Here is a 16327-nt window from a genome sequence, read left to right as displayed (position 1 = left end):
AGTTGACGTTGCGTTCATTGCGTAAACTTTGCGACCCTTGCGTTTAAAAAAATCTTTAACGCAAAGACCGTAAGGGCTTCGCAGAGGGCGCAAGGATTAAAATGACAAACTTAGGTTCAGACCCAGGCTACGTGAGCTGGGCAATTCGCCATACGCAAAACCCTGGGCATTGCCGCCGAACCGGTCAACTTCCGGATCGAGGTGCGGGTGATTGCTGAACAGCATCAGCAGGTTCCGGCCGACCAGCGATAGTTTCGCCGACCGAATTTTCACGCGGCTGAGCAGGCTGGCTGGAATCTGGTAACCCAGCGATGCCTCACGTAGCTTGACGTACGAGCCGTCGAAAATGGCCGCTTCGTGATACCGACGGGGGTTGTTGTAGCCGTAGAGCGTCGTGGCCGGAACGATCACCGTATTCGGCACGTACTGCGGATTTTCAGCAGATCCGACGTTGACGACACCTTTGCCGATGATACCTTCTTCACGACCGATGGCCGTTTCGGCGTATTGACCTGTCCAGCGGGCGTTAGCCGTCCCTTCGTCGTAGAACTGACCGCCCATCTTCGTATCGATCAGTACTGACAGCACGATACCCTTGTAGCTGAATGAGTTTAGCCAGCCACCCGTCCATTTGGGCTGAATGTTGCCCAGTACGCGCGGGTTCGTTGAAACGACTGGCAAACCGTCCTTGTAGATAATCTGCCCGTCGGGAGCGTGTTCGAAGCCGATGCCGAACAGCGTACCATACGGCTGGCCAACCCGGGCTTCTGAGTTGATACCCTGACGTGAGTTCAGCACATAAGTAGTCAGGCCCTCGGCTAGTTCAACTACTTTATTGCGGTTTCGGGCGAAGTTGACGGTGGTTTCCCAGCTAAATCCGTTTGGCAGTTTTACGGGTGTGCCGGTCAGCACGACTTCAATCCCTTTGTTCGTCAAAGCGCCGGCGTTCAGTACCCGCTGGTTATAGCCGCTGGCTTTGGAAATATCGACCGCCAGAATCTGGTTGCGCGATGTCTGGTCGTAGTACGTTACGTCCAAGCCAATCCGACCTTTGAGGAACCGCAGGTCCAGACCCAGTTCCGTACCGGTCGTGATTTCAGGCTTGAGGGTAGAGTTCGAGATTTTGGTGTTTTCGTAGAACTCAGGTACCGAGCCATTCCAGGAGCCACCCGAGCGGAATGTCTGCGCGAGCTGATACGGATCGGTGGTGTTACCCACCTGCGCCCAACTGGCCCGTACTTTTCCGAACGATAGGATGTTGCTCTGAATCCCCAGCAGATCGGTGATGACGGCGCTGGCCGATACCGACGGGTAGAAGTAGCTGCGGGCATCGGCCGGCAGGGTCGACGACCAGTCGTTACGGGCCGTCGCGTTCAGGAACAGCGCATTTCGCCAGCCTACCTCAAACGACCCGAACAGGCTGTTCATCTGTGACTTCTGAATGGCGCTTTCGACGGCGTTCTGGCTTACGTTCGAGTTGGAAAGGTTGTACACGCCATCGACCACCAGTTCGCCTACGTAGGTGTAATTACGTTTGTAGTAGTTCGTCCGCTGCACCCCGCCTACCTGTACATTGGTGGTGATGTCGCTGGCCAGCGACTTGTTGAATGTCAGAATGAAATCGTGGTTGGTTTCCTGCTGGCGGAGTACCTCTTCCGAGTAACGGCCGGGTGTACGGTTGCCGTTCCGAACCCGCTCGAAGTTCACAATGTTGATCCGCGTATCCGTCCAGAGGTCAGTACCGCTGCGGAGCATCAGGCTCAGATACGGCATGATCTGGTAGTTCAGGGCGATGTTGCCCACCAGCCGGTCTTTGTCGTTGGTGTAGGGCAGCAGTTCCGTCAGGTAATACGGGTTCGTGAAGTACGTGTGCTGCCAGTTGGGTGGATCGGTGTCGGCGGGGCGGCCGGGCAGCGCCCGCTGAATATGCACGGCCGTATAATCGCGCCAGTTACGGATCTTGGTCCAGTCGGTCTGGCGGTGCGCCCAGATAAACTGCTGGCCTTCCTGATAGCCCCGGTTACCACCTGATTTGATGTACTCGCCCGATACGGCGACGTTCAGCTTCGACGTGAAATTATACGCCGTATTGATCTTAAAGTTGGAGCGTTTGAAATCGTTGAAATACATGATACCATCCTGCGACAGCCGCCCAACCGACAGCCGGAAACTGCCCTTGTCGTTGCCACCCGACAGCGCCACCGTATTGGTGAACGTCCGGCCGGTTTGCCAATAGTCGTTCCAGTTGTTGGGCATGGGCGTCAGCGGAGCCACCTCCTTGCCCGACCACCAGTGCCGCACGAGCCGGCCGTCCATCGGTGCGCCCCAGCTTTCGTCGGTACCCTCCGTGCCGCTCAGCGGGCCGTTCGGATAGGCAGCCCGGTACTGCGTAATTTCGAGCGGATCAGTAATGGCACCGCTCCAGCCGTCGGTGTACCACGTACGATAGCCGTTGCCCCCGCCGTAGGTATTCTGAAACTGAGGCTTGATCCATGGCTCATCAAACGTTACGTTGGAATTGACCTCTACGCCAATTCCTTTCGTACCGGAACCGTTTTTCGTCGTGATCAGAATAACCCCGTTGGCCGCCCGGGACCCGTACAGAGCCGCAGCGTTGGGTCCTTTCAGGACGCTGATTTCTTTGATGTTATCAGGGTTAACTTCCGATAGGCCACCGCCCCATTGTTTCTCGGAGGTTTGTTGAATCGGTACGCCATCAACCACGATCAGCGGCTGGTTATTGCCCGATACGGACGACGCTCCGCGAATCTGGATGGACGAACCACTGCCCGGGCCGCCGTTGCTGCTGATGCGCAGACCGGCAATTTTACCCGACAGGGCGTTGGCGACGTTGCTGGACCGAGCCTCGGTGAGGGCCGACCCTTTCAGTTCCTGGACGCCATAGCCAAGGGCTTTTTTCTCTTTGGCAACCCCCAGTGCCGTAATGACTACTTCCTGAAGCTGCCGGGTGTCGGCTTTCAGCGTCAGGTTGAACGACGACCGATTGCCGACCGTAATTTCTTCCGTCAGAAAACCAATGGAACTGAACGTAACCACGGCTGCATCGCCGGGTACTGAAAGAGAATATTTTCCTGAGGCATCGGTGGTCGTACCAACCGTAGTACCTTTCAGTACGACGTTAACACCCGGTAAAGGGCCTTCTTCCGCCGAACTGACGATGCCGGTTATTACCCGATTTTGGGCCTGAACGGTAGCCGAAGCCCCAATCAACAGCACACTACACCAAAACAGAAGCCAGATACGTAGTCCTTTTTGCATAGTTTATGATTAAGAATTAAGTAGCTGGGTGCTCCCGGTGGCGCAGGTTGGTATCGGGCACTGGCCGCACGGCCCGTACCGCCCCGAACCAACCGGGCGCAACACAACTACCCTGACCAGCCCCGCGGACTGGCAGACGTAACACAAAAAAGTTTGGCTAACAAGGGCCGATTGCGCCGATCTGGAATCGGGCAGTCGTATCACGTATGTACCTAACCGAACACCCGCCCGAAGCCGGTGATCATCGATTAACGTACCGTACCATCTGTCCTACGAGTGCGGCCAGTAAACAGACAGTGCGAGAAGCTTGCGTTTTGTTGTACTCAAATTTGATTCATCAAAATTAAGCGTAGTGATGAAAAAACAAATATTATTTTCTAATATTTTTAATATACCTCTAATTAATTTTAGTAAGTACAATTATAACAGAATTTTATACAAGTTTTATGGAAATATTTTCTTGTTAAAGTGCAAAAGCTCTAATACCCGGTAGATTATAGGCATAGACTATTGGTTATATGTGATTTTTACAGCAGTTTTGGGGTCATTTTCAATTTCATTCATCTAATAATCTCTGCTCATGCAGTCTTTTGTACGATTATTCCTATTCCTGCTCATCAGTACGATGGCCGGCGTTGCTGCTTTGGCCCAGGATCGTACTATTTCGGGTAAGGTTACGTCGGCCGATGATGGTGCGCCCATTCCGGGAGCCAGTGTCGTGGTGCGCGGCACCTCGCGGGGGACAACCACTGATGCAAATGGTAACTTCCGCATCCAGGCCCAAAGCGGTCAGACGCTCCGGTTTAGCTTCATTGGCAACACTAGCAAGGACGTCGTAATTGGCAACAGCGACGTCGTAAACGTGTTGTTGAAACAGGAAACCAACGCCCTGAACGAGGTCGTTGTGACGGCGCTCGGGATCAAGCGCGAAAAACGGCAGCTTGGTTACGCAGTTACGGAAGTAGCCGGCCAGGATCTGGCTAATTCGCAGCGCGACAACTTCCTGAATGCCATTCAGGGCCGTGTAGCTGGGGTACAGGTAGGTGCATCGAGTGGGATGCCGGGGTCATCGTCATCGGTTATTATACGTGGGATTAACTCGCTGAGCGGCAACAACCAGCCCCTCTACGTGATTGACGGGATGCCGATCAGCAACAATACGATTGCCAGCAACAGCTTTGTATCATCGCGTACATCGGGGCAATCGACCGAGAACCGGACCGTCGATTTCAGCAACCGGGCGCAGGACATTAACCCAAATGACATTGAAACCATTACGATTCTGAAAGGCCCCGAAGCGGCTGCGCTCTACGGCGTGGAAGCGGCCAATGGAGCCATCGTTATCACAACTAAGAAGGGGCGCGCCGGACAGGGTCGCATCAGTTACCAGAACAGCTTCACCTGGCAGGAGCCGGGATCGTTGCCCGAAACGCAGCGCGTGTACGGTCAGGGCAACAACGGGGTTTCGCAGACAACTAGTTATAATGCCTTCGGACCGCGTTACCCTGAAGGTGTGCAATTCTACAACAACGCTGAGAACTTTCTGCAAACTGGCTTCGGGCAGCGGCATAACGTATCGTTCGACGGGGGGACCGACCGCTACACGTACCGGTTGTCGGCCGGCTACACCAACTCCCAGGGGGTAATTCCGACAACCAACTACAAGCGTCTGAACATCAGTCTGGGCGGAACGGCGAAAATCACCGATAAACTGTCGCTGGAATCAACAATTCAGTACATCAACACCGACAACCGGAAGGTATCCAAGGGGACAAACAGCTTCCTGCTGGGTATGCTGGTCTGGCCGGCGAATGATGATATGAGCAATTACCTGAACCCCGACGGGTCGCGCCGACGCGTAACGACAGCCAATTCAGAAATTGAGAACCCATACTTCGATGTAAATAAGAATCTGCTGCGCGACCGGGGCAACCGCGCCGTGACGAACATCGGGGCCAATTATGCCGCGACCGACTGGCTGACCTTGACGGCCCGTGTTGGGCTGGATGTGTTCTCGACCCAGTACCTGATTAAGTACCACCCCGAATCGAACCGGGCGGGGGGCGTTATCGGTGGGGCGCTCGACCAGGCATCGGACAACAACCGGACCTTGACGGCTCAGTATTTCGCCACGGCCAAGCGCGACTTTGGTAAATTCAGTACGTCGGTGCGCGTTGGGCAGGCCATCTATGATTATCGGTACGAGGTGCTGGCAACCCGGGGCGAAAAATTCCTTGATCCAAACTTCACATCGATCAACAATACGGACCCGCTCACGCAGAAATCGCTTACAACGCTGCGGCAACGGCGGCTCATCGGGGTTTTTGGCGATGCAACCTTCGGGTACGACAACCTGCTGTTCCTGACCGTAACGGGACGCAACGACTGGTCATCGACTTTCCCGCCGGCCAACCGCTCGTTCTTCTACCCGTCGGCATCACTGGGCTTTGTCTTCACCGACCTGGTGCCTCAGGGGGCATTCCGCAACGCATTGTCGTACGGTAAGTTCCGGGTATCGCTGGCACAGGTGGGTAAGGAAGCGCCGGAGTATTCGACCTCGCAGGCTTACGAAAGCCAGACCACAACGGGCGGTGGCTTTGCCTATGGCTTCACAGCCCCGAACCCATTCCTGAAACCTGAGAAAGTTAACTCGTTTGAAATTGGGACCGAGTTGAAATTCTTCAACGGCCGGCTGGGTATCGATGCGGCTTATTACAAGACAACCAGTACGTCGCAGATCATCCGCGACCTGCGCATCAGCTACGGGACCGGGTTTATCCTGAAAACCATCAACGGTGGTAAACTCTGGAACAATGGGGTAGAAATCTCGCTGACCGGCGAACCCATTCGTACGGCAAACTTTACGTGGAACTCGACTGTCAATTTCACTAAAACCAACAGCCAGTTAGTGGAGCTGGCACCAGGATTGCCAGAATTCTACAGCTCGGATACGTGGCTATATGGTAACGTCCGCAACGGATCACGTCTGGGCGGACCGCTCACGACGCTGACCGGCAACAGCTACGTTCGTAACGCTAAAGGTGACATCCTGATTAGCCCCATCACGGGTCTGCCGTTTACCGAAACTGCCTGGAACGTAGTGGCCGACCGGAACCCTGACTTTGTGATGGGCTTCCTCAACAGCTTTTCGTACAAGAACTTTTCGCTGAACTTCCTGCTCGACATCCGGAAAGGAGGTGATGTTTACAACGCTACGGAGTCGTTTCTGTACCGGCAGGGGCTGAGCATGAAAACCCTAGACCGCGAGACGCCCCGCATCTTTACGGGTGTGCTGAAAGACGGTCTGGAAAATACCGATAACCCGACCCGCAACACCATCCAGGTTGTACCGTACTACAACAATGCATACTACTCGGCGCTGGCGGATGAAAACTTCATCGAGCGTGATGTCAACTGGCTGCGGTTAAAGGAAGTTACCCTGCGGTATAATCTGCCAGGCTCACTACTGACCCGGTCGCGGGTGTTTAAATCAGTAGGGGTGTTCTTTACGGGAACGGATCTGCTGTTGCTGACCAATTACACGGGTGGTGATCCGGGTGTTAATGGTGTCAACACGGCTACGGGTGGTTCGGGCGGCTATGGCATCGATTTTGGTAATCTGCCCCTGCCGCGAGTGTACAACGTAGGCATTAACGTAGGCTTTTAACTGAGGTTGTAATTGTGGTTTGTCGTTGAAGCTGTCTGGCATCTAGTAACGACAAACCACTAACCACAAAACAAACATCATGAATTATAAGAAATTAACCGGCTTGTTGCTGACCGGACTAGCCCTGACGCTGAGCAGTTGCAACGAGTATCTGGACATCAACAATAACCCAAACAACCCGGACCGGGTTGAGGCTGCGCTGCTACTGGCTCCCATTCAGAATCAGTACACGCTGGGTATTCAATTCGACGCCCGCTACATCGGTTCATACAATCAGAACTGGCATAATTACCTTTCTGGAGTATCGTGGGACCTACAGGGCTACGTACCATCATCAGATGCTGGTGGGGAAATGTGGCGGAGCGTATACTGGAAAGGTGGCCGAAACTTGCTCAACCTAATGGACGATGCCCGCACCAACCAGAAATGGGACTACCTCGGCGTGGGACTGGTGATGCAGGCCTGGGGCTGGCAGATGCTGACCGACTTGCACGGCGAAATTATCCTGTCAGAAGCGTATGATCTCGATCCCACCAAAAACACGTTTAATTACGATACGCAGGAGGCCGTGTACGCCAAAGTGGTTGAGCTGACCAACGAGGCTATCAAGAACCTGAACCGGGCCGATGGGGCCGTATCGCAGGCGTCGCTCAGTCGGGGCGATGTGATCTATAAGGGCGACCGGACGAAGTGGAAAAAGTTTGCGTATGGCCTGCTGGCTATCAACGCGCACCACCTGTCGAATAAGAAAAGCCTGTACAAACCCGATCAGGTCATTGCTTATGTGGACAGTGCATTGACAAGCAATGCCGACGACGCGCAATTTACGTTCAATGGCCTGAGCACAGCCGATGGCAGTTTCTTCGGCCCGCTACGCCAGAACCTACAGGTATACGGCCAGTCGGCATTCACGCTCCGCCTGCTCGATGGTACGGTATTCAACGGTGTGAAAGATCCGCGTTTGCCGGTGATGCTGGCAGCCAGTGGCGACGGACAGTACCGGGGCATTACGCTCGGTCAGGGGCAGTCAACGGCCGCCAGCGTTCCGCTGAACGGTCGGGTGGTTAGTCCGTGGGGTACGCAGTTAGGTATCAACCCCCCGGCCGGGACGACGGGACGATACATCTTTACCGACAAGGGGCCATTCCCGTTGATGACCTATGCGCAATTGCAGTTCATCAAAGCCGAAGCCGCGTTCATCAAAGGCGATAAGGCGACGGCCCTGGCCGCGTATCGGAAAGGCATCGAAGCTCACCTGACGGCTCCGTACGTGAACGTGCCAGCGGCCGACCGGACGGCTTATCTGAGCAATCCGGCCATTGTGCCGGCGTCGGCAGCCAATCTGACACTCAGTCAGATTATGCTTCAGAAATATATTGCGCAGTGGGGATGGGGTTTTCTGGAGCAGTGGACCGATCTGCGTCGCTATAACTACGATGCCAACGTATTTACCAGCCTAACCCTGCCAACGACGTATTACCAGAATAACAACGGCAAACCCGTGCAGCGCCTGCGTCCACGTTACAACTCTGAGTACGTATGGAACGCCGATGCGTTGGCCAAAATTGGCGGTCTGGAGCTTGATTTCCATACCAAACCGCTGTGGTTTACCCAACCCTGATTGCTAACTTCTTGACAATTCGTTTTATGACATACAGATTTTTTTCGGTAATAGCGTTATCGGTGGCGGCTTTAATAGGCTGGTCGTGCGAGAAAAACGCCCTGATCCTGCCTAATGAACCTGTTACGAGTGGAGCGCGGATTAAACTGGTACATGCGGCACTGGAAGCCCCGGGGGTTGACCTGTTCGTCAACGGAACCAAACTGAGTGCATTTACCCCAGCCAACGCGTCTACAACCAGCCCGGGAACGCCCGTACCAATCAGCTTCAACAATACGTTTCCAGGCACTGGTGCCAGCTATGCGGTGGTTCCGGTTGGCCAGGCGGCTCTGCAAATTTCGGCACCGGCTACGACGACTGCTACCAGCGCTACGGTACTTTACGAGCAGACAACGCAGCTCGAGGATAACAAATACTATTCTTTGCTGCTGACTGGTGCCGGTCAGAAGCCGGACGTATTGCTGGTTACCGACGATTTCAGCAATGCAAACGACCCTAGCAAGTTCTATGTGCGGTTCGTCAATCTGATCCCTAATGACGTTAAGTACGATCTGGCTCTGTCGACAGGCACGGTATTGGTGTCGGGCGCTGCGTATAAGAGCGTATCGCCGTTTGTGGGAGTCGATGTCAGCAACAATGTATCACTGGTGTTACGGGCTGCCGGAACAACCACGAACATTGGAGCCGTCTATACCTTCACCAGTACCGCGAACGGTCGGGTGCTGACGCTTTTTGCCCGTGGTTTGCCAGGAAAAACCGGCACGCAGGCACCAGCGTTGAATGGTTATGTGAATCGATAAGTATCAAAACCCAACAGGGGCGTTTCGGCGTATATGCTGAAACGCCTTTTTTTATGGTTGCTGCGCTCGCTGTCTTCTCCTCATTACTGCTTACGGCTCCGGCCGACTCCACACCCAAACGCTTCAGCATTTTTCCGTTTCCGCTCATTTATTATACGCCCGAAACCCGGCTGGCCTACGGCGTTGCGGCCACGATGACCTTCCGGTTCAGGCGCGATACGCTACCGACCGTTCGGCCGTCGCAGGTGACGGTTGGGGCTGCCTATACGCAGAATAAACAGACGCTTTTCTACGTACCGTTTCAGGTGTTTTACGACCAGAACCGCTATTACAGCAACGGGGAGGTTGGCTACTACACATACAGCTATTATTTCTTCGGGCTGGGCCAGCGGGAGGTACCGCGCGAGTTGTACAGTGTCAAATTTCCCCGCATTCGGGTAAACGCCTTTCGCCGGGTGGCCGACCAGGGGTTCTGGAAAAATCTGTATGCAGGTGCCCGCTTTCAATACGAAGATTACGACGTAACCCAGACCAGTGCCGGTGGCTTGTTAGGCAGCGGTGAAGTACCCGGTGGTTTGGGGAGCCGGTTGTGGGGAGCTGGAGCCGGTTTTTTTTTCGATACCCGCGATAATATTTTCTACCCTTCTAAAGGCGTTGTTGCTGATTTTGCCTATCTTATAAATAGCTGGGAGTCAAAGTTTAGCGTAGGGAAAACCGTTACTGATAGACAAGTTAACCGTTTTGGCCGTTACGTACTGGATGTGGCTTCTTACCATAAACTTACCGACAGGGCAATCCTGGCAGTCAACTATGTCGTAAGTATGTCGGATGGGGCTGCTCCCTTCAATGCCTTATCGCTGCTGGGAGGAACCAAACGGATGCGTGGGTACTACGAAGGCCGGTTTCGCGACTGGAACGTAGCGCTGCTTCAGGCCGAAGGAAGGGTATCTGTCTGGCGACGGGTGGGCGTTGTTGCCTTTGGGTCGGTTGGTGTGCTGGGCAATAACAGGCAACTGGTACGTTTGGCTGATCCAAAAGGGGCCTATGGAGCGGGGCTGCGCATCCGGATTAACCGCGATCGATTGAATATCCGCGCTGATTATGGCTTTGGCCGCCAGTCGAATGGCCTTTACCTAACCGTTGGCGAAGCCTTTTAGTGTTTTCTTGTTACTATAATATATTTTACGGTAACTTTGCTCGGCAGTTGGATGTCGGCAGAGCTATTTTGTAGTCATCAGTGGAAAGACGGCAGAATGACGCTGAGTATAATCATACCTACGTTTAACGAAGCTGATCATATCGGCCCGTTACTTCGTGAGTTGCAGGCGATTGGGCGATCCGATGTAGTGGATTTACTCGTAGTGGACGGCGGCAGTACAGATCAAACGGTTACGATAGCCCGTCAGGCGGGTGCTCGCGTTCTGATTGCTCCGCAGCCAGGCCGGCCTCAGCAGATGAATTATGGAGCCGGGTTTGCTACGGGCGACGTGTTGTATTTTGTGCATGCTGATGTGAAGGTCAACCCCGATTTCGTCAGTGATATTCGGGAGGCTATTACAGAAGGATACGAGGCAGGGTGTTACCGCTTTCGCTTTGCTTCGTCTCATCCTTTACTACGGCTCAACAGCTATGGAACCCGTTTCCAGGGGTTGATGAGTCGCGGGGGCGATCAGACTTTGTTTATCACGCGTGACTTGTTCGGGCGGTTGGGCGGATTTGACGAGCACTACGTGGTTATGGAAGATTTTGAGATCATCATCCGGATCAGACAAACGGCGCGGTTCTGCATTATACCTAAAGACGTGATCGTGTCGGCCCGCAAGTATGAGGTCAATAGTTGGTTGCGGGTTCAGATTGCCAATTTGACCGCGTTTACGATGTTTTTTATGAAAATCGCGCCGGTGCGTATTGCCAGAACGTACAGCCGGATGCTAAATCACCGCGAATGAAAACAGTACTACTGACGGGTGCGAACGGATTCCTGGGAGGTCATCTTTGCCGAAAACTGCTGCAACGTGGTTACGCGGTACGGGCGTTCGTGCGGCCGGGCGGTAGCAAACGCGTGTTGAATGGCCTGCCGTTGGATATCTGGGAAGGCGATCTGTGCGATGCGCACAATGTACGGGGGGCTACGTACGGCTGCGACTACGTTATTCATGCCGGAGCGGCCGCACAGGTGAATCCGGCCCGGTCGCGAACAGTCGTTAACGTAAACGTGGGCGGGACGGCCGCTGTTTTGGCCGCGGCCACGGAAGCACAGGTAGAACGGCTGGTATTTGTCGGTACAGCCAACGTATTCGGGTTCGGTTCCAAAGAGCAGCCCGGCGACGAAACGAGTCCCTACAACGGTGCCCGCTATGGACTCGATTACATGGACAGCAAACTGGTTGCTACCCGGATGGTAACCCAGGCTGCCGCCGAGCACCGTGTTCCGGCCGTGCTGGTACACCCGACCTTCATGCTGGGGCCAATAGATCATAAGATTACGTCCAATGCACTATTGCTGGCGTTGTATCGCGGTCAATTGGCGGCTATTCCACCGGGCGGTAAAAACTACATCCATGTCGACGACGCGGCTACGGCTACTGTTAACGCCCTGACAGAAGGCCGGATAGGGGAGTCGTACATTCTGGGGAACGAAAACCTCAGCTACCAGGAAGCGTTTGCGCTGATGGCTGAGGTGATGCACGTACGGCCACCCCGCTGGATTGTTCCCCGATCCGTTGCGCAACTGGTTGGCCACATCAGCGACTGGAAATACCAACTGACGGGGCAGTTGGCTCAGTTAAATTCAGCAATGACCGCTGTTGCTAACGATGGTCATTATTTCAGCGCCGACAAGGCCATCCATGAGCTGCACCTACCGCAAACCCCGGTCCGCACAGCCATTAAAGATGCTTTCGACTGGTTTCAGCAGCACGGGATCATCCAGACGGCAGCCTGGCAGCCTGGCACCCGTGAATTTCGGCAATTTGCCGGGTCCGGACGTTGATTGAGGCACGTTCAGGGAAGGCTTCCTTTAGGACCAAAATGCATCACACCATCGTTGATGCGGCCAAACCGGATAGTCAGCATATCCAGCAAATAGTTCTGATACACCTGCCACGGTCGACGCGAACCCTGTTGAGGAAGCACTTGTCCGGCACGCTGTATATAACCGGAGGTGAAATTCAGAAACGGCTGTGGCTGCACATCAGCCTCCCGGCGCGGTACGGCAATGGCATGACCGTGCTGATCCATGTAGCGTAGCAATCGACAGACATACCCTGCCGTCAGGTCGGTTTTTAGCGTCCACGACGCGTTGGTATACCCAAAGGCAAGGGCAAAGTTAGGAACATCGCTGAGCATCATGCCCTTGTAGACCATCAACTGGTTAGCCTGGCACACCCGACCATCGACGGTTAGTTGCATGCCCCCCAATAGTTTGATCTTTAAGCCTGTAGCCAGTACCACAATGTCGGCCGGTAATTCCTGACCTGATGTAAGCTTCAGGCCGGCAGGCGTGAATTGGTCAATTTCGTCAGTCACTACCGAGGCTTTGCCCTGTCGAATGGCCTGAAACAGGTCGCCGTCCGGGACAACGCAGAGCCGTTGATCCCAGGGATTGTAGCGGGGACTAAAATGGGGATCAACCGCGTGTTCAGGACCGAGTTGCTGGGCTGCCATCTTCACAATTCGCTGTTTGGTGAGCGACGGCAAGCCACGGGCTATCCGGTACGTGAGCATACTAAGCGACAGGTTTTTCCACCGCGTAATACCGTAGGCTACGCGTTCGGGCAGGAACCGCCGAAGCCCTTTGGCAATGGCATCCTGGCCCGGCAGCGCAACGATGTAGGTGGGCGAACGCTGGAGCATGGTCACGTGAGCCGCTTTCTCGGCCATAGCCGGCACCAGTGTCACAGCGGTGGCCCCACTCCCGACTACCACCACCCGTTTGCCCGTGTAGTCAAGGTCTTTGGGCCAGAACTGCGGTAGAACGATCGGCCCCCGAAAGTCTTTTTCGCCGGTGAATTCAGGCCGGTAGGCTTCATCATAACTGTAATACCCGCTGCACATAAAAAGGAATCGGGCTCGCACGATCTGGCGATGGCCCGTGACCCGCTGCTCAGCCTCAACGGTCCAGCAGGCCTGCTCGCTGGACCATGTAGCCTCTACCACTTTATAACCGAAGTGAATGTGCTGCGTAACGCCATACTCGCGGGCGGTTTCCTGGATGTAGTGCCGGATGGACGCCCCGTCGGCAATGGCCTGGGCGTTGCTCCAGGGTTTGAAGGAATACCCCAGTGTATGCATATCGGAATCGGATCGGATGCCTGGGTAGCGAAACAGGTCCCACGTACCGCCGATCGTATCGCGGGCCTCCAGAATGGCGTATTGTTTGCCGGGGCATTCGGTCTGAAGCCAGCAGGCCGTACCGATGCCCGACAGGCCAGCCCCCACAATCAATACATCCAGTGGCGTTTCGTCGGTCGGAAATGGAGCAACTGACATAGAATTCAAATCTTTTCGGTATAACGTACGGAAAATACGATTGCGTTCAGGCTGTTAATATGAGATGGGGTAATGAAGGATTTGTAACGTCACACTCTTTGGTTACGAGGTCTGGCCAAATTCGCTCATAACAATCGTCCGGCGTGCAGTCGGTAGATTAGGCCTTGATATCGGTTTTATAGCAACTGCTTTGGCTGGATGCTGTAAGCGCAGCGATAATGACCGAGCGGGCATCCCGACCGGCCATGCAACGTACAGGGGCGGCAATCGAGGGGTTCGGGGGTACCGACCGTGCGCGACTGATCAGCCAGCGGCCCGAAGCCAAACTCCGGTACCGTCGAGCAGAATACGGCCGTAGTGGGCGCGTTCATGGCCGAGCAGAGATGCAGCGGAGCCGAGTCGTTCACGTAGTTCATCACGGCCCCTTGCATCAGTGCCGCCGACTGTAGCAGTTTCAGCTTTCCAGCCAGGTTTTCCACTCCTTTTTTTCGTCCCGACTGGGCGATGATTGCATCACAGGCCGCTGCGTCGGAGGGAGCGCCCATCAAATAAACCGTGGTGTCGGTCGGTAGTTCGTCAATCAGTTCGGCCCAGCCTTCAGCGGGGTATTGTTTAGTATACCAGACTGATGTGGGGGCTATGCAAACGTACGAAGTCGACTGGTACCCACGGATACTGTCGTAGTCCTGAGCTGATGGGTAGAGCTTGGGACGTACCCGGCTAGAGGCTGCTCCCTGAGGCAACAACGGATCAAGTAAACTCCGGTTGCGGTCGACCTCGTGTACATCCGGCAGAATGTGGTGCGGAAGCGCGTAGGTGAAAAAACGGGAAAACGGGTTCTTATCGAAACCAATCGTCATTCTGGCGTTGGATAAAGCCGTCAGCAGGCCCGTTGTTCCGAAACGCTGCAGGTTGACGATGGCATCGTAGGGCTCGGTCCGGATGCGCTGTAGCACCTGCCAGAGACTCTTATATTTTTTTTTCTTATCCCAGACCAATACCTCATTAAGAAACGGATGGCCCTGCAGCAACCCCTCATTACCTTTGCGTACCAATACATCGAGCCGGGCGTCCGGCCGGGTCTGGTGTAGTTGTTCAAGCACCGCCGTAGCCAGAATCACATCGCCAATGAAGGCAGTTTGAATGATCAGGAACCGGGGTGGATTGGTTACGGTTATCATTAGTACGCTGTCGTGCGTAAATCTACGAATGGAAGATTACGAATTACATACATTGCCAAACGGGATACGGATTGCCCATAAACAAATACCGCATACCCAGATTGCCCACTGTGGCATCATGCTCGACATTGGTAGCCGGGATGAACAGCCACATCAACAGGGATTAGCCCATTTTTGGGAACATATGGCATTCAAAGGTACGGAGAAACGTAAATCGTACCACATCATCACTCGCTTAGAAACGGTAGGTGGTGAACTTAATGCATACACAACCAAAGAAAAAGTTTGCTTCCACGCGTCGGTGCTGGGTGCTCATTTTGAAAAAGCGACCGAACTGCTGGCCGATATTGCCTTCCATTCAGTCTTTCCGGAGAAGCAGATCGAGCGGGAGCGGGGTGTCATTCTGGAAGAAATGGCGATGTATTATGACTCGCCCGAAGATGCGATTCAGGATGATTTCGACCAGTTGATCTTTCCCGATCACCCGCTGGGGGGCAATATTCTCGGTACGCCCGAAACCGTTCAGTCGTTCCGTCGGGAGGATTTGCAGCGGTTCATTGCCGAAAACTACGATACCAGCCACATCGTGTTTGCATCGGTGAGTAATGAGCCGTTCAAAAAAGTGGTGAAAACGGTGGAGAAATACCTGCGTGACGTACCGATGCAGACAACCCAGCGCCAGCGTCGGGGTCCCTCCGGCTATGCGGCTCAGCACACCCGGGTGGAGCGGCCGATTACGCAGGCTCAGTGCGCCCTGGGGCGTCCGGCCTACAGCCTGACCGATCCGCGTCGGCTGCCGTTTTTTATGCTCGTCAACCTGCTGGGTGGGCCAGGTATGAACTCGCGGCTGAACATGAATCTGCGCGAGAAATACGGCCTGGTCTATTCGATCGATGCCAGCTATACGCCGTTCCTGGATACGGGGTATCTGGGTATCTATTTCGGTACGGACCCCAGGAAGGTCGAACGTAGCCACGCCCTCATCATGAAAGAGCTGAAGCTCCTGCGTGAGAAACCGCTGACAACCCTCCAGCTTCATCAGACTAAAGAGCAACTGATGGGACAGTTGGCCATGGCCGAAGAAAGCAACAACAGCTTCATGCTGATGATGGCCAAGAGTATTCTTGACATCGATCGGGTGGAAGCCCTGACGGATATTTTTAACGACATCCGGGGCGTATCGGCATCTACCATGCAGGACATCGCCCAGGAAATGTTCGACGAGAGCCAGTTCAGTTCCCTGACGTTCGTGCCGGAGAAGAACTGACAGTTTTCAGTTTATGGTTTT

At 54.4% G+C, this 16327-nt stretch carries 10 protein-coding genes; 7 read left to right on the top strand and 3 right to left on the bottom strand.

The window, feature by feature from the left end:
- Positions 1-96 precede the first annotated feature (96 nt).
- Positions 97-3279: a SusC/RagA family TonB-linked outer membrane protein gene (locus tag BN8_RS19375; RefSeq protein ID WP_009283626.1), complete on the bottom strand. Its 3183-nt coding sequence runs from the start codon at positions 3277-3279 to the stop codon at positions 97-99.
- Positions 3280-3859: 580 nt separating this feature from the next.
- On the opposite strand from BN8_RS19375, the gene BN8_RS19370 reads away from it, so the two are divergent.
- From BN8_RS19370 to BN8_RS19345, 6 genes are all read left to right on the top strand, one after another.
- Complete coding sequence (locus tag BN8_RS19370; protein WP_009283625.1) at positions 3860-6946, top strand: SusC/RagA family TonB-linked outer membrane protein; 3087 nt, start codon at positions 3860-3862, stop codon at positions 6944-6946.
- A gap of 79 nt (positions 6947-7025) precedes the next feature.
- Complete coding sequence (locus BN8_RS19365; RefSeq protein WP_009283624.1) at positions 7026-8567, top strand: SusD/RagB family nutrient-binding outer membrane lipoprotein; 1542 nt, start codon at positions 7026-7028, stop codon at positions 8565-8567.
- Between the two features lie 26 nt (positions 8568-8593).
- Complete coding sequence (locus tag BN8_RS19360; protein ID WP_009283623.1) at positions 8594-9367, top strand: DUF4397 domain-containing protein; 774 nt, start codon at positions 8594-8596, stop codon at positions 9365-9367.
- A gap of 53 nt (positions 9368-9420) precedes the next feature.
- Positions 9421-10524, top strand: a complete 1104-nt coding sequence (locus BN8_RS19355; RefSeq protein ID WP_009283622.1) for a BamA/TamA family outer membrane protein — start codon at positions 9421-9423, stop codon at positions 10522-10524.
- A 96-nt stretch (positions 10525-10620) separates the two neighbouring features.
- Entirely contained in the window at positions 10621-11316 is a 696-nt protein-coding gene (locus tag BN8_RS19350) for a TIGR04283 family arsenosugar biosynthesis glycosyltransferase (protein ID WP_040006352.1), read from the top strand.
- Complete coding sequence (locus BN8_RS19345; RefSeq protein WP_009283620.1) at positions 11313-12359, top strand: NAD-dependent epimerase/dehydratase family protein; 1047 nt, start codon at positions 11313-11315, stop codon at positions 12357-12359. Before BN8_RS19350 ends, BN8_RS19345 begins: the two co-directional genes overlap by 4 nt.
- Positions 12360-12370: 11 nt before the next feature.
- Here the strand turns inward: BN8_RS19345 and BN8_RS19340 are convergent, their stop codons facing one another.
- Both BN8_RS19340 and BN8_RS19335 read right to left on the bottom strand, forming a co-directional pair.
- Positions 12371-13858: a flavin-containing monooxygenase gene (locus tag BN8_RS19340; RefSeq protein WP_009283619.1), complete on the bottom strand. Its 1488-nt coding sequence runs from the start codon at positions 13856-13858 to the stop codon at positions 12371-12373.
- A 176-nt stretch (positions 13859-14034) separates the two neighbouring features.
- Positions 14035-15039 (bottom strand): glycosyltransferase family 9 protein, encoded by a 1005-nt coding sequence (locus BN8_RS19335; RefSeq protein WP_009283618.1) that lies wholly within the window; start codon positions 15037-15039, stop codon positions 14035-14037.
- A gap of 28 nt (positions 15040-15067) precedes the next feature.
- Between BN8_RS19335 and BN8_RS19330 the strand changes: the two genes are divergently transcribed.
- Positions 15068-16306 (top strand): M16 family metallopeptidase, encoded by a 1239-nt coding sequence (locus BN8_RS19330; protein WP_040006351.1) that lies wholly within the window; start codon positions 15068-15070, stop codon positions 16304-16306.
- The last annotated feature ends 21 nt before the right edge of the window (positions 16307-16327 follow it).

It is taken from the genome of Fibrisoma limi BUZ 3, assembly GCF_000296815.2.
Classification (GTDB): Bacteria; Bacteroidota; Bacteroidia; order Cytophagales; family Spirosomataceae; genus Fibrisoma; species Fibrisoma limi.
The sequence above is the reverse complement of the archived record's forward strand: the minus strand, read 5'-3'. Positions and strand labels throughout refer to the sequence as shown.